This is a genomic window from Glycomyces terrestris, from assembly GCF_003933745.1.
Lineage (GTDB): Bacteria > Actinomycetota > Actinomycetes > Mycobacteriales > Micromonosporaceae > Glycomyces > Glycomyces terrestris.
The window spans coordinates 282,299-301,725 of record NZ_RSEB01000003.1 but is presented as its reverse complement, the minus strand read 5'-3'; the positions used below and the strand labels follow the sequence as shown (position 1 = coordinate 301,725).

Annotated in this window: 15 protein-coding genes; all 15 read left to right on the top strand. The window is 71.8% G+C overall.

Annotated features, from left to right (window positions below; genetic code table 11):
- Positions 1-70 precede the first annotated feature (70 nt).
- The 15 genes from EIW28_RS11275 (at position 71) to EIW28_RS11200 (ending at position 19,416) form a co-directional block, all read left to right on the top strand.
- Positions 71-940 carry a DeoR/GlpR family DNA-binding transcription regulator gene (locus EIW28_RS11275; protein WP_125247814.1) on the top strand — a complete coding sequence of 290 codons (870 nt, stop codon included), beginning with the start codon at positions 71-73 and terminating at the stop codon, positions 938-940.
- A complete protein-coding gene (galT, locus tag EIW28_RS11270; protein ID WP_197717207.1) occupies positions 937-2,043 on the top strand; it encodes a galactose-1-phosphate uridylyltransferase in 1,107 nt (368 codons plus the stop codon). Before EIW28_RS11275 ends, galT begins: the two co-directional genes overlap by 4 nt.
- Complete coding sequence (gene galE / locus EIW28_RS11265) at positions 2,040-3,011, top strand: UDP-glucose 4-epimerase GalE (protein ID WP_232013934.1); 972 nt, start codon at positions 2,040-2,042, stop codon at positions 3,009-3,011. The genes galT and galE overlap by 4 nt, the downstream gene beginning before the upstream one ends.
- A 42-nt stretch (positions 3,012-3,053) precedes the next feature.
- Entirely contained in the window at positions 3,054-4,214 is a 1,161-nt protein-coding gene (gene galK / locus EIW28_RS11260) for a galactokinase (RefSeq protein WP_125247812.1), read from the top strand.
- Positions 4,215-4,292: 78 nt separating this feature from the next.
- Complete coding sequence (locus tag EIW28_RS11255; protein ID WP_125247811.1) at positions 4,293-4,637, top strand: hypothetical protein; 345 nt, start codon at positions 4,293-4,295, stop codon at positions 4,635-4,637.
- A 204-nt stretch (positions 4,638-4,841) separates the two neighbouring features.
- Positions 4,842-5,942 carry a BMP family lipoprotein gene (locus tag EIW28_RS11250; RefSeq protein WP_125247810.1) on the top strand — a complete coding sequence of 367 codons (1,101 nt, stop codon included), beginning with the start codon at positions 4,842-4,844 and terminating at the stop codon, positions 5,940-5,942.
- A gap of 31 nt (positions 5,943-5,973) precedes the next feature.
- On the top strand, positions 5,974-7,518 hold the full coding sequence (locus tag EIW28_RS11245; protein WP_125247809.1) for an ABC transporter ATP-binding protein: 1,545 nt from the start codon (positions 5,974-5,976) through the stop codon (positions 7,516-7,518).
- Positions 7,515-8,798, top strand: a complete 1,284-nt coding sequence (locus EIW28_RS11240) for an ABC transporter permease (protein ID WP_125247808.1) — start codon at positions 7,515-7,517, stop codon at positions 8,796-8,798. The genes EIW28_RS11245 and EIW28_RS11240 overlap by 4 nt, the downstream gene beginning before the upstream one ends.
- Positions 8,799-8,803: 5 nt before the next feature.
- A complete protein-coding gene (locus tag EIW28_RS11235) occupies positions 8,804-10,072 on the top strand; it encodes an ABC transporter permease (protein WP_125247807.1) in 1,269 nt (422 codons plus the stop codon).
- Positions 10,069-10,464, top strand: a complete 396-nt coding sequence (locus EIW28_RS11230) for a cytidine deaminase (protein ID WP_125247806.1) — start codon at positions 10,069-10,071, stop codon at positions 10,462-10,464. The genes EIW28_RS11235 and EIW28_RS11230 overlap by 4 nt, the downstream gene beginning before the upstream one ends.
- An 86-nt stretch (positions 10,465-10,550) precedes the next feature.
- A complete protein-coding gene (locus EIW28_RS11225; RefSeq protein ID WP_125247805.1) occupies positions 10,551-11,828 on the top strand; it encodes a thymidine phosphorylase in 1,278 nt (425 codons plus the stop codon).
- A gap of 141 nt (positions 11,829-11,969) precedes the next feature.
- Complete coding sequence (locus tag EIW28_RS11220; RefSeq protein WP_125247804.1) at positions 11,970-15,020, top strand: FG-GAP repeat domain-containing protein; 3,051 nt, start codon at positions 11,970-11,972, stop codon at positions 15,018-15,020.
- Between the two features lie 147 nt (positions 15,021-15,167).
- Positions 15,168-17,792 carry an FG-GAP repeat domain-containing protein gene (locus EIW28_RS11215; RefSeq protein WP_125247803.1) on the top strand — a complete coding sequence of 875 codons (2,625 nt, stop codon included), beginning with the start codon at positions 15,168-15,170 and terminating at the stop codon, positions 17,790-17,792.
- Between the two features lie 269 nt (positions 17,793-18,061).
- Positions 18,062-18,466, top strand: a complete 405-nt coding sequence (locus EIW28_RS11205) for a four-helix bundle copper-binding protein (RefSeq protein ID WP_125247801.1) — start codon at positions 18,062-18,064, stop codon at positions 18,464-18,466.
- Positions 18,467-18,591: 125 nt separating this feature from the next.
- Positions 18,592-19,416, top strand: coding sequence for an SAM-dependent methyltransferase (locus EIW28_RS11200; RefSeq protein WP_125247800.1), 825 nt, complete (start codon positions 18,592-18,594; stop codon positions 19,414-19,416).
- Positions 19,417-19,427 lie beyond the last annotated feature (11 nt).

The window sequence follows — 19,427 nt, the reverse complement described above, 5'->3', positions numbered from 1 at the left end:
GCCCGGCCGATCCTGATGTTTAATTGTGTTGGATCTTGATCGGAAGACGGGATCGGAAGGAGAGCCGCCGATGCTGGCCCAGCAGCGACAGAGCCGGATCGCCGAACGCGTGCACCGGACCGGGGCGGTCCGCGTGGCCGAGCTGGTCGAGGAGTTCGGCGTCTCGGACATGACCATCCGCCGCGACCTCGAGACCCTCGCCGAGCGCGGCCTGGTCGCCAAGGTCCACGGCGGCGCCACCGCGGTCGACTTCGGCTCGACCTCCGAGCCCGGCTTCGCCGTCAAGCAGGTCCGCCAGGAGGCCGAGAAGCAGGCCATCGCCGACGCCGCCGCGACCCTCGTCGGCCCCGGCCAGGCCATCGCCCTCTCCGCCGGGACCACCACCTGGACGCTCGCGCACCGCCTCACCGACGTCCCCGACCTCACCGTCGTCACCAACTCGGTCCCCGTCGCCGACGTCTTCTACCGGGCCGGGCGGCCCGACCAGACCGTCATCCTCACCGGCGGCGTCCGCACCCCCTCCGACGCGCTCGTCGGCCCCTTCGCCGTCGCCTCCCTCGAGAAGGTCAACGTCGACACCGTCTTCCTCGGCGTCCACGGCATGTCCGAGCGGGCCGGGTTCACCACCCCGAACCTCCTCGAGGCCGAGACCGTGTCCACGCTGGCCTCCAAGGGGCGGCGCCTCGTGGTCGTCGCCGACCACACCAAGTTCGACGTCGTCGGCATCGCCACGATCGCGTCCCTCGGCGACGCCGACGTCGTCGTCACCGACTCCCTCCTCGACGAGGAGGCCCGCCGGACCCTCGGCGAGCACGTCGACCAGGTCGTGCTCGCCCCCGTCCCGGCCGCGGAGCCGCACGGCCCCGCCAGGCGGGCCCCCGCCCGCCCCGCCCCGAACCCGACCGAAGACGCCGCCAGCCGAACCGAGAAGAGACCATGAGCGCGTTCCACATGGAGACCGGCGGCCTCGCCGACGGCCGCCAGATCCACTACTTCAACACCGCGCCCGGCGCCGGCCGCGCCTCGTTCGCCGACAAGCGCGACCTCGGCGGCCGCGTCAGCGCCGGGGAGATCCGGTACGACGTGCTCCGCGACGAGTGGGTGGCCGTCTCGGCCGGGCGGTCCGACCGCCCCACCCTGCCCGTCGCCTGCCCGCTGTGCCCCTCCGACGGCGAGGAGCTGACCGAGATCCCCGCCCCCGGCTACGAGGTCGCGGTCTTCGAGAACCGCTTCCCCTCCTTCGGCGGCTTCGGCGAGCCCGGCCCGCTCCCGCCCGCCGAGGTCACCGGCATGGAGAACGCGGCCCCGGCCTCGGGCCGGTGCGAGGTCGTCTGCTTCTCCGACGACCACGACTCGTCCCTGGCCGACCTGAGCCCCGAGCGGGTCGCGCTCATCGTGCGGGCCCTGGCCCAGCGCACCGCCGACCTCTCCGCGCGCGGCGACGTCGCCCAGGTCTTCTGCTTCGAGAACCGCGGCGTCGAGATCGGCGTGACCCTCCACCACCCGCACGGGCAGATCTACGGCTACCCGTACGTCACCCCGCAGACCCGCAAGCACCTCGACGCCAACAAGCGCCACCGCGCCGCCACCGGCCGCGACCTGTTCGACGACATCCTCGAGTCCGAGCGCGGCGGCCCCCGCGTCATCGCCGAGAACGAGCACTGGATCGCGTTCACGCCGTACGCCGCCCGCTGGCCCTTCGAGGTCCACCTCTACCCGGACCGCCGGTTCGCCGACCTCGCCGAGCTGCCCGAGGAGTACATCGACTCCTTCGCGCCGCTCTACCTGGAGGTCCTCAAGCGCTGCGACAACGCCTACCCTGGCGAGCAGATGCCGTACATGGCCGGCTGGCACCAGGCGCCCGTCGGCGAGGGCCGCGAGTTCGGGCGCCTGCGCCTCGAACTCGTCTCGATCCGCCGCGGCCCGGGCAAAGTGAAGTTCCTGGCCTCCTCGGAGTCCGTCATGGGCGGATGGGTCCACGACCTCGGACCCGAGACCTCGGCCGCGCTCTTGCAGAAGGACAGCCCGAAGGGGGCACTGTGAAATACCTCGTGACCGGCGGCGCCGGCTACATCGGATCGATCGTCGCCACGATGCTGCTCGAGGCGGGCCACGACGTGGTCGTCCTCGACGACTGCTCGACCGGCGCCGCCGAGCGCGTCCCCGCGGGCGCGACCCTCGTGCGCAGGCCCGTCCAGGAGGTCGCCGAGGTCCTCGACGGCTCCTTCGACGGCGTCCTCCACTTCGCCGGCCTCATCGCCGCCGGCGAGTCCATGGAGAAGCCCGAGATCTACTGGGAGGCCAACACCAACGGCACGTTCGCCCTCCTCGCCGCCATGCGCGAGGCCGGCGTGCGCACCCTCGTGTTCTCCTCCACCGCCGCCGTCTACGGCAACCCGCTCGAAGTGCCCATCAAGGAGGACGCCGTCAAGGCCCCCACCTCCACGTACGGCGCCACGAAGCTCTCCAGCGACATGGCCATCCAGTCCGAGGCCACCGCCCACGGGCTCGCCGCGGTCTCCCTGCGCTACTTCAACGTCGTCGGCGCCTACCGCGACCGCGCCGGCGTGTGGCACGGCGAGAACCACGAGCCGGAGACCCACATCATCCCGATCGCATTCGACGCCGCCTCCGGGCGCCGCGAGTCCTTCGCGATCTTCGGCGACGACTACCCGACCCCCGACGGCACCTGCGTCCGCGACTACATCCACGTCGCCGACCTCGCCGAGGCCCACCTCCTCGCCCTCGGCGCCGCCGCGCCCGGCGAGCACAAGATCTACAACCTCGGCAACGGCAACGGCTTCTCCAACAAGGAGGTCGTGGCCGTCGTCAAGGAGGTCACCGGGACGGACTTCCCCGTCCTGGTCGGCCCCCGGCGCGCCGGCGACCCCGCCGAGCTCGTCGCCTCCTCCGAGCGCGCCAGGACCGAACTCGGCTGGAAGCCCAGCCGCGACGGCCTCGACCGCATGGTCGCCGACGCCTGGGAGTACTACCGGCACGCCCGCCGGTAGCCGCCCCCACCCGCCCATCACCCGAACCGGAAACGCCACGACATGACGAACACACCTGACCCGCACGCCGCCGAGCTCGCCCGGACCGCCGCGGCCGCCTTCCGCGACGCCTTCGGCGCCGAACCCGAAGGCGTGTGGGCCGCGCCCGGCCGCGTCAACCTCATCGGCGAGCACACCGACTACAACGACGGCTTCGTGATGCCCTTCGCGCTGCCGTTCTACGCCGTCGCCGCCGCCGCGAAGTCCGACGAGTGGGCCTTCCACTCCACCTTCGGCGAGGGCGAGACGGTGCGCGCCGCCGCCCTCGCCGGCCCCGCGGAGGGCCCCGTCGCGGGCTGGGCCGGCTACCTCGCCGGCGTCGCGTGGGCGCTCAACGAGTCCGGCTACCCGGTCGGCCCCGTCCGCATCGCCCTGCACTCGGACGTCCCGGTCGGCGGGGGCCTGTCCTCCTCGGCCGCCCTCGAGTGCGCGGCCCTCATCGCGCTCGCCGACCTGTACGGCCACGAGATCGACCGCGCCGAGGCCGCCCGCATCGCGCAGAAGGCCGAGAACGAGTACGTCGGCGCGCCCACCGGCGTGCTCGACCAGTCGGCCTCGCTCCTGTGCGAGGAGGGCCGCGTCATGTTCATGGACTGCCGCGACTTCTCCCGCGAGCAGGTCCCCTTCGACCTCGCCGCCGACGGCCTGACCATGCTCGTCGTCGACACGCGGGCCCCGCACCGGCACGCCGACGGCGAGTACGCGGCCCGCCGCGCCGACTGCGAGGAGGCCGCCCGCCAGCTCGGCGTCGGCCACCTGCGGGACGCGCCCAAGCACGCGCAGCTCGACGACGAGCGCCTCAACCGCCGCATGCGGCACATCCTCACCGAGAACGAGCGCGTCCTCGCCACCGCGGCCCTGCTCAAGGAGGGCCGCACCGCCGCGATCGGCGAGCTCCTCACCGCCTCGCACACCTCGCTGCGCTACGACTACGAGGTCTCCTCGGTCGAACTCGACTCCGCCGTGGACGCCGCCCTCGGCGCGGGCGCCCTCGGGGCCCGCATGACCGGCGGCGGCTTCGGCGGCTCCGCGATCGCCCTCGTCGAGGCGTCCTCGGCCGCGAAGGTCGAGGCCGCCGTGGTCGACGCCGCCGCCCAGGCCGGGCTCCCGGCGCCGCGCGTGTTCACCGCCCGCGCCGCCCAAGGCGCCCACCGGGTCTCCTAGCGCCCGCGATGTGACAGCGGCAGCGGGACCGGCGGCGCAGTAGCGTCACCGGTCCCGCACTCTGGAATACTCCGCGGCATGGATCTCGTGCACCTCGTGCTGCGCTACCTCCACCTGCTCGGCTTCGCCGCGGTCTTCGGCGGCTGGCTCGTGTCGTGGCTGTCGCGCAAGTTCGACTTCAACACCGCGATGCTCTACGGCATCGCCGTCCAGCTCGCCACCGGCATCGTCCTCGCGGGCCTGGCCAGCGTCGAACCGGACGCGAACCACGCGAAGATCGGCGTCAAGTCCGTCCTCGCCCTCCTCCTCGCCGTCATGATCGCCGTCCCCGTGTGGAAGAAGCGCGACCGCGTCGCCGCGGGCCACTTCTGGGCCACCGGCGCCCTCATCGCCGTCACCGCGGGCGTCGCCGTCTTCTGGTGACGCCGGACCCGCCCCGGCGCGGTCCCCGGGGCCGCGCCGGGACGCAATGCCGCCGTAGTAGGGGCGAAACACCTGATCATTCCTGGTCTCAGTCATAGGATGTTTCGGTAACGAAATCATCAAGGAGCGTGTCAGAGGCCAACGTGTGCGGCCATGATTAGGCGGGTATCGACGTACCCCCGTGGATTGTCAAAGGAGACCGTAATGGCTGTCAAGCCGTTCAAGCTGGCCTTGGCGGGCCTTTCCGCCGTCGGCCTCGCCGCCCTCGCCGCATGCGGCGAGGCACCGTCCGACTCGAACGGCGGCGACAACGCCGACGCGTCGTTCAGCGCCTGCATGGTGACCGACTCGGGCGGCATCGACGACAAGTCGTTCAACGAGTCCGCCTGGGCCGGCATGGAGGCCGCGCAGGCGGAGAACTCCGACATCGAGGTGAGCTACAAGGAGTCGTCCAACACCGACGACTACGACCCGAACCTCCAGGCCTCGGTCGACGACGGCTGCGACTTCATCGTCGGCGTCGGCGGCCTCATGACCGAGAACGTGAACACCGCCGCCGAGGCCAACCCCGGCGTGCCGTTCGCGACCGTCGACGGCTTCTCCGAGGTCGCCAACGTCTCCTCGATCCAGTTCGACACCGCCCAGTCGGCGTTCCTCGCCGGCTACGTGGCCGCCTCGCAGACCCAGTCCGGGACCGTCGCCACCTGGGGCGGCATGCAGATCCCGCCGGTGACCATCTTCATGGACGGCTTCGCCGAGGGCATCGAGAAGCACAACGCCGACAAGGGCACCGACGTGCAGCTGCTCGGCTGGGACGTCGCCTCCCAGTCCGGCACCTTCCTCAACTCCTTCGAGGACGCCGCCGCCGGCAAGTCCACCTCGGACACGTTCATCTCGCAGGGCGCCGACATCCTCTTCCCGGTCGCCGGCCCCGCCGGCATCGGCGCGCTGACCGCCGCCCAGGAGAACGAGGGCGTCAACGCCATCTGGGTCGACACCGACGGCTTCGAGTCCACCGACTACGGCTCGGTCATCATCACCTCCGCCGAGAAGGCCCTCGACGTCGCCGTCCGCGACGCGGTCCTGACCGCCTACGAGAACGCGAACGACGACGACGACGCGAACGACGCCTCGGCCACCTCGTACGTGGGCACGCTCGCGAACGAGGGCGTCGCGCTGGCGCCGTTCCACGACTTCGAGTCCGCGGTCTCCGACGAGACCAAGGCCGAGATCGACGCGCTGACGCAGCAGATCATCGACGGCACGCTCGTCGTCGAGTCCGCCGCCAGCCCCGTCGCCTCGTAACCGGGCGGAACGAAGCACAGAGGACACGAATTTGCGACTCGAACTGAAGGGCCTGACGAAGAAGTTCGGCTCGTTCACCGCCGACGACGACATCGACCTGGTGGTCGAGCCCGGCCAGATCCACGCGATCCTCGGTGAGAACGGCGCGGGCAAGTCGACGCTCATGAACATGCTCTACGGGATCCTCACGCCCACCAGCGGGGAGATCCTCATCGACGGGGAGCCGGTCTCCTTCTCGGGCCCCGGCGACGCGATCGCCGCCGGGATCGGGATGGTGCACCAGCACTTCAAACTCGTCGGGCCCTTCAGCGTCGCGGACAACGTGCAGCTCGGCCGGGAGCACACCCGAGGTCTGGGGGTGCTCTCGGCCGCGGCCGCGCGCAAGGCCGTCCTCGACGTCTCCGAGCAGTACGGGCTGCGGCTCGACCCCGACGCGGTCTGCGAGGACCTGCCCGTGGGCGTCCAGCAGCGCGTCGAGATCGTCAAGGCCCTGTCCGGGCCGAAGACGGAGCTGCTCATCCTCGACGAGCCGACGGCGGTGCTCACGCCCGCCGAGATCACCGAGCTGCTCCAGATCATCCGCAACCTCGCGAAGTCCGGCACGTCGATCCTGTTCATCTCCCACAAGCTCAAAGAGGTCCAGGCCGTGGCCGACACCGTCACGGTGATCCGGCGCGGCAAGGTCGTCGCCGAGCTCGAACCGTCCGCGTCGGAGGCCGAGATGGCCTCCGCGATGGTCGGGCGCGCCGTCTCGCTGCGGGTCGACAAGACCCCGGCCGACCCCGGCGAGCCCCGCCTCGAGGTCAAGGACCTCACGGTCGTCTCCGACGCCGGCGTCAAGGTCCTCGACGGCCTCGAACTCACCGTGCACGCCGGCGAGATCGTCGGCCTCGCCGGCGTCGAGGGCAACGGCCAGACCGAGCTCGCCCGCGCGATCCTCGGCCTCGTCAAGCCCGACTCCGGCCACATCTCGATCGACGGCCGCGACGTCCACGGCCGCGGCCCCGCCCGGCGCATCGCCGACGGCCTCGGCTACATCCCCGAGGACCGCGGCCGCGACGGCCTCGTCGCCGAGTTCTCGGTCGCCGAGAACATCGTCCTCAACCAGTACAAGGACGAGCCGTACTCCAAGGGCGGCGTCGTCGACGCGGGCGCGGTGCGCCGCCGCGCCGTCGACTCGATCGCCGAGTTCGACATCCGCACCCAGTCGCCCGAGGAGAGCGCCTCGTCGCTGTCGGGCGGCAACCAGCAGAAGGTCATCATCGCCCGCGAGTTCTCCCGGCCCCGCCGGTTCCTCGTCGCGGCGCAGCCGACCCGCGGCGTCGACGTCGGCGCCACCGAGTTCATCCACTCCCGCCTCGTCGCCGAGCGCGACACCGGCACCGGGGTCCTCCTCATCTCGTCCGAACTGGACGAGATCTACGCCCTGGCCGACCGCATCGCCGTGATCTACAACGGCCGCATCGTCGGCGAGGTCGCCCCCGACACGCCCCGCGAGGTCATCGGCCGCCTCATGGTCGGCGCCTCCGCCGCCACCGAACCCGCCCGCGACGACGCCGATGGAGGTGACCGTTGAGCACGCAGACCGAGACCCCGGCCGCCGGCAAGCCCGAGGCGGACCAGTCCCCCGAACCCAAGCCCAATTTCATGCGCCTCTTCGGCCGCTACCTGACCGAGGCCAACTCGGTCATGGTCACGATCTACTCCCTGCTCCTGGCCTTCCTCATCGGCGCGGTCCTCCTCATCGTCTCCGACGAGTACACCCGCTCGACGTTCTCGTACTTCTTCGCCCGGCCCCAGGACGCCTGGTACGCCTCCCGCGACCTCGTCGTCGAGTCCTACACCGCCCTGTTCGAGGGCGCGATCCTCAACTTCAACACCCTCGAGCAGTACCAGGCCGGCCAGGCCGAGTTCGGGAACCTGCTGCGGCCGCTGTCGGAGACCCTGACGTACGCGACCCCGCTCATCTTCACCGGCCTCGCCGTCGGCCTCGCGTTCCGCGCCGGCCTGTTCAACATCGGCGCCCAGGGCCAGCTGATCTTCGGCATGATGGGCGCGCTCATCGTCGGCTTCAGCCTCGACCTGCCGATCTGGCTGCACCTGCCCCTCGCGATCATCGCGGGCGGCGTCGCCGGCGGCCTCCTCGGCGCCGTCCCCGGCGTCCTCAAGGCCAGCACCGGCGCGCACGAGGTCATCTCCTCGATCATGCTGAACAACATCGCCGCCCTGTTCCTGGTGTGGGCGCTCGGCACCGCGTTCCTCCACTCCGAGACCAAGCCCGACCTGGTGTCCAAGCCGGTCGACGACTCGGCGGTCCTCCCGACGCTCCTGTCCTCGCTCAACCCGTCGCTGCGCGTCAACCTCGCGCTCGTCATCGGCATCGCCGCCGCGGTCTTCACCTGGTGGCTGCTGTCGAAGTCCACGTTCGGGTTCCGCATCCGCGCCGTCGGCTTCAACGAGCACGCGGCCGCGACCGCTGGCATGCGCATCGGCTCGACCTACACCACCACGATGACCGCCGCGGGCGCCCTCGCCGGCCTCGGCGGCGCGGCCCTCGCACTCGGCGTCTCCTCCGGCGGCATCACCACGAACACCGCCCTCGACTACGGGTTCTCAGGCATCACGGTGGCGCTGCTCGGCCGCGCCAACCCCGGCGGCATCGTCGCCTCGGCGCTCCTGTTCGGCGCCCTCAAGGCCGGCGCGCTCTCGGCGCAGCCGGACGTCCCGGTCGACATCTCGACCCTGCTCCAGGCCACCATCGTGCTGTTCATCGCCGCACCGGCCCTCGTCAAGGCGATCCTGCACCTGCGCACCCCGCGCGGCGGCCTGGTCACCCTCGAAGCGAAAGGCTGGTGAGCCCCATGGCAGTGGACACCGCGCCCGCGCCCGCGCTGGTCGACGACCGCGCCCGGGCCCGCCACCCGAAGGCCGGCGCCACCTACGCCGTCCTCGGGCTCCTGCTCGTCCTCGCCGCCGTCGCCTGGCTCGGCGGCCGCACCACCGTGATCGCGGTCGACCGGACCCTGACGGACGCCCGCTGGGCCGCGCCCACGCTCGCCGCCGTCGTCGTCCTCGGCGCCGTCTGCGCCGCCGCCGGCGCGTGGATGATCGCCGGCCTGCCGCAGCGCCGCTTCAAGCTCGCGTCGACCGCGGCCGTGGCCGCGTTCGTGCTCGCCCTGCTGTTCTGGGCCTACTCGCAGGAGGGCACGGTCTTCCGGGCCGAGTCCATCCTCGCCGGGGCCCTGTTCCTGTCGATGCCGTACATCTTCGGCGCGCTCTCGGGCGTCGTCTGCGAGCGCTCGGGCGTCATCAACATCGGCATCGAGGGCCAGTTCCTCATGGGCGCCTTCACCGGCGTGCTCATCGCGAACATCACCGGCAGCGTCTACGCCGGCCTCGCGGGCGCCATGATCGCCGGCTCGCTCTCGACGATGCTCCTCGCGCTCCTGGCCACCAGGTACCAGGTGAACCAGGTCGTCGTCGGCGTCATCCTCAACCTGCTCGCGCTCGGCTTCACCAGCTTCATGTACGACCAGCTGAAGAAGGCCGAGGGCTTCAACGACGCGTTCTCGATGCCCGTGATCACCTGGGGCCCGCTCGCGGACATCCCCGTGCTCGGCCCGGTCCTGTTCCAGCAGAAGCTGTTCGTGTACGTCGGCCTCGCCATGGTCGTCGTCGTGTGGTTCCTGCTGTACCGGACCCGCTGGGGCCTGCGGACCCGCGCGGTCGGCGAGCACCCGGCGGCCGCGGACTCCATGGGCGTCGACGTCAACCGCCTCCGCTACTGGAACGTGGTGGCCGCGGGCCTCCTCGCCGGCTTCGGCGGCGCCTGGTTCACGCTCGGGAACTCCCTGGCGTTCAACAAGAACATGACGGCCGGGCTCGGCTTCGTCGCGCTCGCGGTCATGATCGTGGGCCGCTGGAACCCGCTCGGCGTCCTCGCCGGCGCGCTCATCTTCGGCTTCACGACGCAGATCGCGCGCGACCTGTCGGCGGCCGGCTCGTCGGTGCCCGGCGAGTTCCTCCAGATGCTCCCGTACGCGGTCACGCTCGTGGTCGTGGCGGGCCTGATCGGCAAGGCCCGGGCCCCCAAGGCCGACGGCGTGCCCTACAACCCGGGGGACAAGTGACGACCGTCGACTGGGAGGCCCTGCGCGCGACCGCGCGCGAGGCGATGCGCCACGCGTACGTCCCGTACTCGAAGTACCCGGTCGGGGTCGCCGGCCTCGTGGACGACGGCCGGATCGTCTCCGGCTGCAACGTCGAGAACGCCTCGTACGGCCTGACGCTGTGCGCCGAGTGCGGCATGGTCTCGCAGCTCGCCGCCACCGGCGGCGGCCGCCTGGTCGCGATCGCGTGCGTCGACGGCGCGGGGGAGCCCCTCACCCCCTGCGGGCGCTGCCGCCAGCTCCTGTTCGAGCACGGCGGCCCGGACTGCCTCGTGGACGAGCGGCCGGAGCCGACCACCGTCGGGGCCCTGCTGCCCGGCGCGTTCGGCCCGGACCACTTGTCCGCCAACTGAATCGGACCCCTCGGCATCGGGGCGGCCCGGCGGGCCGCCCCGATGCCGTTCGGGTTTCCACCATCGGAACTAGTGAGGGACAACGAATGATCACCGCTGTGGACGTCATCCGCACCAAACGGGACGGCGGCGAGCTCTCGACCGCGCAGATCGACTGGGTCATCGACGCCTACACGAAGGGCGACGTCGCGGACGAGCAGATGTCGGCCCTCGCGATGGCGATCTTCCTGAACGGCGCGCTCCCGCGCGAGATCGCCGACTGGACCGCCGCGATGATCCGCTCGGGGATCACCCTCGACCTCGCCGCGGTCGGCAAGCAGTGCGTCGACAAGCACTCCACCGGCGGCGTCGGCGACAAGATCACGCTCCCGCTCGCCCCGCTCGTGGCCGCGTTCGGCGTCGCCGTCCCGCAGCTGTCGGGCCGCGGCCTCGGCCACACCGGCGGCACCCTCGACAAGCTCGAGTCGATCCCGGGCTTCCAGGTCGACCTGACCGAGGACCGGGTCGTGGCGCAGCTCAAGGAGATCGGCGCGGTCATCTGCGCGGCCACCGGCGACCTCGCCCCCGCCGACAAGAAGCTGTACGCCCTCCGCGACATCACCTCCACTGTGGAGTCGATTCCGCTGATCGCGTCCTCCATCATGTGCAAGAAGATCGCCGAGGGCGCCGACGCGATCGTCCTCGACGTCAAGGTCGGCTCCGGCGCCTTCATGAAGGACTTCGCACGTGCGAAGGAGCTCGCCGAGACCATGGTCCGCCTCGGCACCGACCACGGCACCGACACCCGCGCGCTCCTCACCGACATGTCGATCCCGCTGGGCCGCACCGCCGGGAACGCCCTCGAAGTGCGCGAATCGGTCGAGGTCCTCGCCGGCGGCGGCCCCGCCGACGTCGTCGAGCTCACGGTGGCCCTCGCCGAGGAGATGCTCGCCGCCGCCGGGCAGCCCGACGCCGACCCGGCCGCCGCGCTCCAGGACGGCCGCGCGATGGACAAGTGGCGCGCCATGATCGGCGCCCAAGGCGGCGACCCCGACGCCCCGCTTCCGACCGCCCGCGAGACCGAGGAGGTCACCGCCGACGCCGACGGGCACGTCACCGAGATGGACGCCTACGCCGTCGGCGTCGCCGCCTGGCGCCTCGGCGCCGGCCGCGAGCGCCAGGGCCAGCCCGTCCAGTTCGGCGCGGGCGTCGAGATCCTGAAGACCGTCGGCGAGCCCGTCAAGGCCGGCGAACCGGTCTTCCGCCTCCACACCGACACCCCCGACCGCTTCGCCGCCGCGAAGGAGTCCCTCGCGGGCCGGTGGAGCGTGGGCGACGCCCCGGTCGAGCGCGGCCCGATCGTCCTCGACCGCGTCACCGCATGACCTGAGCCGGCGGAAGGGCGGCCCGCGGTGCGGGCCGCCCTTCCGCGTCCCGGCGGTGCAACCGGTTTCGGAGACGAGGCGTGTACTCCAAGTCGGACCCCCACGACTCCCCCCAATGCCTCCAACTGAACAGGAGCCCCATTGCACTCCGAACCCCGCACCTCGGGGCGATCGGCCGCGCGGATCGCGGCGCTCGCCCTGGCGGCCCCGGTCGCGGCGGTCGCCTTCGCGGCCCCCGCGGCCGCAGCTGAGATCCCCGGGCTCGACGACGTCTGGTACGGCCATTCGGTCGGCGGCCCCGCGGCCGGCGGGACCGAGTCGGCCATGGTCGAGATCGAGCTCCGCCCCGCCGCCGGCCACGAAGGCGAGTCCCACGAGGTCGGCTACGAACTCAGGTTCGACGACGCCGCGGTCCCCTTCACGATCACCCCCGGAGACGGGTGCGCCGTGGACGGCACGGTCCTCACCTGCACGGACCCGAGCGTCGAGGGCTACACGTACTTCGACTTCGACGTCTCCGCGCCCGCCGACGCGGTCGTGGGCGAGGTCTACCCGTACACCTTCACCATCACGGTCGACGGCATCGTGGCGCACGCCGACGCCGACCAGGAGATGCCGGTCCACGCCCCCGACTCGACCGAGCCCGATCCGCACCACCCGTTCCTCCACGGCGACCCGGCGCCCGTCACCGGCGCCGCGCCCGGCTCGACCGTGACGGTCGCACCGGTCTTCCGCCAGGAGCGCGACCTGTCCGGCGACGCGGCCGCGGTCGTCGCCGAGTTCTCCGACTCCTTCTCCCGCATGGGACTCCGCCAGCGGGGCGCCGCGGCCGTCGCCGACTACGACAACTGCCGCCCGGTCGAGCACGACCAGGTCCGCGGCGGCGTCGAGTGCGTCATCACCGGTTTCACCGGGGCGACCGGCTCGGTGCTCTCGTTCACCCGGCCGATCGGGTACGCGGTCGACGCGGACGCGCTCGGGCCGTTCGAGGTCTGCGGCTGCGTCTACTCCGTCCGCACGATCGACGAGGCGACCCTCGCCGCGGACTTCGGCGACCTCACCTGGGACCCGCAGTCCGAGAACCTGCTCGGCATCACGACCGGCGGCGCCTGGACGGAACCGGCCGACCCCGAGCTCGCGGCGTGGGAGGGCGTCATCTCCGTCGCCACCTCCGCGAACCCCTTCGACCTCCAGATCCCCAGCGGGGACATCGAAGGCGCGGTCGGGAAGACCGACACGGTGACCGTGCCGGTGACCAACAACGGGCCCGCGACGATCTACAACCGCGAGGACGACTACGGGTCCGCCTCGATCCGGGTGCAGCTGCCCGACGGGACCTCGCTCGACTCGATCGACTCCGACGGCGGCGGCGACTGGTCCTGCCTCGACCCCGAGTCGCTGCCCGCCGAGTACGAGCGCAGCGAGACCGTCCTCGACCGCTTCGACCTGTACTGCTTCCTGATGACGCCGCTCGCGGCCGGCGAGACCGTCGACTTCACGTTCACCGTCGACCTCACCGGCGACGGGTACGACCTCGGCTACGCCGAAGTCGTCGGGCACACGACCGGCGTCGGCGGCGCGAGCCTCGAAGCCGACTTCATGGACAACGTCGGCGCGCTCCAGAACATGGCGCAGGTGGTCGAGTTCCCGCGCAACGACTTCGACGAGGACGGCGTCGAGGACCTCATCGCCGTCCGCAAGTCCGACGGCGCGCTCGTCCTCTACCGCGGCACCGAGTCCGAGACCCTCGGCTCCGGCACCGTCGTCTCGGCCGGCTGGGGCCACCTGGACGTCGTCATGGCCGGCGACGTGACCAGCGACGGCCACTCCGACCTGCTGGCCCGCGACACGAGGACCGGCGTCCTCTACACCTACCCCGGCGACGGCGCCGGAGGCTTCACCGCCCGGGTCCAGTCGGGCTCCGGCTGGGGGCCGATCGAGGTGTTCACCGCCGCCGACACCGACGGCAACGGCACCGTCGACATCGTCGCCACCCGCAGGCACGACGGCCGCCTCTTCGAATACTCCGGCAGCGGGAACGGCCGGTTCGCGCTCGTCGGCACCTGGGGCGACGGCAACCAGTGGATCGACGCCATGACGAACCTCGGGGACGTCGACGCCGACGGCATCGACGACCTCGTGTACCGCATGGCCCCCGACCAGGAGTACTGGGTGTTCCTCTCCACCCGCGACGCGCCCGTCGAGTACGAGCGCTGGTTCGGCAGCCTGGACTCGGACCGCCGGTACGGGCAGATCGTCGGCATCGGCGACATGGGCGGGAACGGCAGCATCGAGCTCGCGCTCACCGACGCCCGCACCGGGGCGCTCTACCGGGCCTCGATCACCGCACTGGGCACCGTGTACGACTACGTCACCCTGGCCGACTCCGGCTGGGGCGGGATGCGCCTCCCCGAGGTCGACGCGCACCGCGAGTACGACTTCGACCAGAACGGCACCACCGACCTCCTCGCCCGCAACGCCTCCACCGGGACGACCTACCTGTACCCGGGCGCGCTCGGGGGCGGGTTCGGCCCCAGGATCTCCTGGGGCTCGGAGTTCAGCGGCATGAACCTGGTCGAGGCCGCGGGCGACCTCACCGGGGACAACCTCCCCGACGTCCTCGCCCGGACCTCCGCCGGCGTCCTGTACACCTACCCCGGCGACGGGTTCGGCGGCCACGGCGAGCGCGTCAAGACCGGCACCGGATGGAACGCCATGAGCGCCATCGTCTCCGGACACGACTTCAACGGCGACGGCCGCGTCGACATCGTGGCCCGCGAGGCCGCGACCGGCGTCCTGTGGCTGTACCCGGGCGACGCCGACGGCACGGTCGGCTCCCGGGTCAAGATCGGGACCGGCTGGAACGCGATGAAGGAGATCACCTCACCGGGCGACCTCGACCACGACGGGATCGCGGACGTGATCGCGGTGCGCAACTCCGACAACTGCATGTACTTCTACGGCGGCAAGGCCACCGGCGGCGTGAAGAACGGCGTGCAGGTCGGCTGCGGTTGGGGCGGCATGAACGCCGTGACCGCCGCGGGCGACTTCGACGGCGACGGGCACGCCGACCTCGTCGCCCGCCGCAAGTCCGACGGCCGCCTGTTCCTGTACCGGGGCGACGGCAAGGGCGACTTCACGTCGGCGGTGCAGATCGGCTCCGGCTGGAACGCGTTCAACCTCATCGCGTGATCCCGCCCGCGTGAACGGCGGCGGCCCGGACCGGGCCGCCGCCGTTCACGCCCCACTCGTACAACCGATATCTGAAACAATGCGTCTAGTCCACGTCGGACTCCTCGACACCCCACCCGAACCCCGCCCAATTGAACAAGGAGCTCAATGAACCCCGATTCCCCCGGGCGCGTCGCCACGCGCCTGCTGGCGGGCGCCGCGATCGGCCTCACGGCCGCGGCCGCGCTCGCCGCCCCAGCCGCGGCCCAGGAGGACGGGCAGCCGTTCCTCCACGGCGACGTCACCGTCACGGGCGTGACGCCCGGCACCACCGCGGTCGCGACCCCGACCTTCTTCCAAGAGGACGACCTCCCCGCCGACACCGCGGCGATCGTCGTCGAGTTCGGCGACTCGATCCCGCGGCGGGCCGCGAACCTGCCCGCGGGCGACGTGGTAGCCGACTACGACAACTGCTTCGACCCCTCCTCGGCCGTCATCGACGGCACGGTCTGCCTCATCACCGACTTCGTGAACCAGCCCGGGACGGCGCTGACCCTCAGCGGCCCGGTCTCGTACACGGTCTCGTCCGCCGCGCCCGGCCCGATCGACGTCTGCGACTGCACCTACAAGGTGCACACCGTCGACAGCGCCACGTTCGCCGAGCGGTACGGCGACTGGACCTGGGACCCGGAGTCCGAGCAGCTGCTCGGACTCACGACCGCCGCGTCCTGGACCGAGCCCGAGGACCCGGCCGCCGCGGCGCAGGCCGGCCACATCGCCGTCGTCACCTCGCAGAAGCTGTACGACCTCCAGGTCGGCAACGGCGGCGTCTACACCGGCGGCACCCTCACCTACACGAACCGCGGCCCCGCCACCGGGTTCGACATGTCCCTCGACGACCGCGGCTCCTACGTGATCCGCGCGCGCATCCCCGACGGCATGGAGCTCCAGGGCGTCTCGGACGCCTACGGCGTCTTCGACTGCGTCGACGAGTCCGAGCTCGCGGCCGAGTACGCGAACGCCACCGACACGCTCCTCGACCGGTTCGACGTGGTCTGCTACGTCGACACCGTCGACGTCAGCTCCGTGATGCCCTTCAGCATCGACGTCGAGACCGTCGCCGGCTCGGGCGTCCAGGGCGGCGTCGAGATCGCCCCCGCCCACGACAGCCCCTACCTCGACACGCTGGACTCGAACCTCGCGAACAACTACGTCGAGTTCCACAACCCGCTCCCGCCGCTCGAACCCGCCTACCAGGACTACAGCGGCGACGGCGTCGACGACCTCGTCGCGGTCCGCAAGTCCGACGGCGCGCTCGTCCTCTACCGCGGCACCACCGCCGGGACCCTCGGCACCGCCAGCACCATGGCGACCGGCTGGGGCCACATGGACGTCGCCATGGCCGGCGACGTGAACCAGGACGGCCACGCCGACCTCGTCGCGCGCGACACCCGCACCGGCAGCCTGTACACCTACCCGGGCAACGGGAACGGCGGCCTCGGCACCCGGATCGCGGCCGGCAGCGGCTGGAACAAGATGGGCGTCTTCACCACCCTCGACGACGACGGCGACTGGGTCCCCGACCTCATCGCCACCCGCGAGTCCACCGGCGGACTGTACGTCTACCACGGCAACGGCGACGGCACCTTCGGCGCGCCCGAGACCTACCTCAACGCCGGATGGAACTACGTCGACCTGCTCGTCAACCTCGGCGACATCGACGGGGACACGTGGGAGGACATCATGTACCGGGTCGGCTCGACCCAGGAGTTCTTCGTGTACCCCAGCGCCAGCGGCGAGGAGATCGCCCTCGACCACTCGCTCGGCGACGCGAACTGGGACCGCGACTACAGCCAGATCACCCCGCTCGGCGACCTGAACCAGGACGGCTACCAGGAGCTCGCGCTCGTCGACTCCCGCACCGGCGCCCTCTACCGCAAGACCGTGTACGAGAGCGGGTACATGTCCGACGGGCAGTCGATCGGCTCCGGCTGGGGCAAGATGCGCCTCGCCGGGCTCGTCTCCGACCGCACGTACGACCTCGACGAGGACGGCGGCACCGACGTCGTCGCCCGCCGCAACTCGGACGACACCGCGTACATCTACTTCGGGAACGGCACCGGGGGCTTCACCGAGAGCTGGAGCTGGGGGGACTTCGGCGGCGTGAACCTGCTCGAGACCGCCGGCGACATCGACGGCGACGGCCTCGCGGACGTCCTCGCCCGCATCACCTCCACCGGTGAGCTGTACGTCGTCCCCGGCCAGGGCTTCGGCGGCTACGACGATCCGTACAAGATCGGGTCCGGATGGAACGCCATGAGCGCCATCGTCTCCGGGCACGACTTCAGCGGCGACGGCAGGGTCGACGTCCTCGCCCGCGAGAAGTCCACCGGCACCCTGTGGATGTTCCCCGGCCGCGGCGACGGCGCCCTCGGCGCGAAGGTCAAGATCGGCACCGGCTGGAACTCCTTCAAGGAGATCACCTCGCCGGGCGACCTCGACCACGACGGGATCGCGGATGTGATCGCGGTGCGCAACTCCGACAACTGCATGTACTTCTACGGCGGCAAGGCCGGCGGCGGCGTGAAGAACGGCGTCAAGGTCGGCTGCGGCTGGGGCGGCATGAACGCCGTCACCGCTGTCGGCGACTTCAACGGCGACGGGCACGCCGACCTCGTGGCCCGCCGCAAGTCCGACGGCTACCTGTTCCTGTACCCGGGCGACGGCAGGGGCGACCTCACCTCCGCCACCCGGATCGGCACCGGCTGGAACGGCATGGACCTCATCGCCTGACGGTCGGCACGACCTTGAACGGGCGGCGGCCTCCGGTCGCCGCCCGTTCGCATGCCTGGTCACGGCGTGCGCGAACCGCGGCACAAGACCACGGCACACAACCACGGCACGACGGCACCGCGGCACGACGTGCCCCGACCCCCTGGGAGGGCGAACCCGGCTCCCGCCGACCGCATGCCGCGCCGGACCGCGGGTACCCTCCGGCCCGCGCCGCGACGCGACGGGGGCCCGCGCGGCGCGGGGGACCGTGCTGTGAAGGGGGACGTGCGATGGAACTCGTCAACGAGATGATCAAGAACTACCCGGCCGACCTCGACGGGATCGACCAGGAGAAGCTCGCGCGCTGCATCCGCGAGTGCCTCAGCTGCGCCCAGGCGTGCACCGCCTGCGCAGACGCCTGCCTCGGCGAGGAGGACGTCGCCGCCCTCGTCAACTGCGTCCGCACCAACCTCGACTGCGCGGACATCTGCTTCGCCACCGGCCAGGTCCTCTCCCGCCACACCGGCTACGACGCCGCGATCACCCGCGGGATGCTCGAAGTCTGCGCGACCGCGTGCCGCGCCTGCGCCGAGCTCTGCGAAGGCCACGCCGCCATGGAGCACTGCGCCCAGTGCGCCCAGGAGTGCCGCATCTGCGAGCAGGTCTGCCGCGAGCTCCTCGCCACCCTCGGCTGAGGCGCGCCTCCCGATCCCCAAGCCGCACTGCGTGTCCGACGCGCGCCGCCCGGCGCCGGTACCGTCGGACGGAGACCCCTGCGCGGGGCCGCGCCCCGCGCCTCCGACCGGCTGGAAGGCACGCCATGCACGACGACGACATCGAACTGCCGCCGGGCACCGACACGACCGTCCCCGCCACCGCGCGCGTCTACGACGCGCTGCTGGGCGGCTCCACCAACCTCGCGGTCGACCGGGCCGCCGCCGACGTGTTCGCGCAGCACGTCCCGCAGGCCCGCGAGTGCGCGAAGCTCAACCGCAGCGCCCTGATCCGCGGCGTCGAGTACCTGGTGGGGACCGCCGGGATGGACCAGATCCTCGACATCGGGTGCGGCCTGCCGTCCGCGCAGAACACGCACCAGGTCGCGGCCGGGATCAACCCGGACGCGAAGGTCGTCTACGTCGACCACGACCCGATGGTCGTCGCCCACGCGGAGCTCATGCTGGCCGGGAACGACGCCGCGATCGTCATCCAGGCCGACCTGACCGACCCCGACGACATCCTGTCGCGCACCGAGATCCGCGCGTTCCTCGACTTCGACCGGCCGGTCGCGCTGCTCCTGGTCGGGATGATCATGCAGATCAGCGACGAGCAGCGCCCGAACGACATCATCGCGGCCCTCATGGCGGCCCTGCCCTCCGGCAGCCACCTGCTGCTGACGGCCTGGCCCGACACGGGCGAGCCGGCGCAGGCGGCCCTGTCGGCGGCGTGCATCGAGACCCTCGGGAACGGCTGGATGCGCCCGGTCCCGGTGCTGGAGAGCCACTTCCTCGGCATGGACATGGTCGCGCCGGGCCTGGAGTACATCCCGCGCTGGTACCCCGGCGAGCCCGGTCGCCCGGTGCGGGCGGCGGCCGAGCTCGAGCCGTACGAGCGCACCCAGATGGCCGGGATCGCCCGCAAGCCGTGAACGCGGCGGGG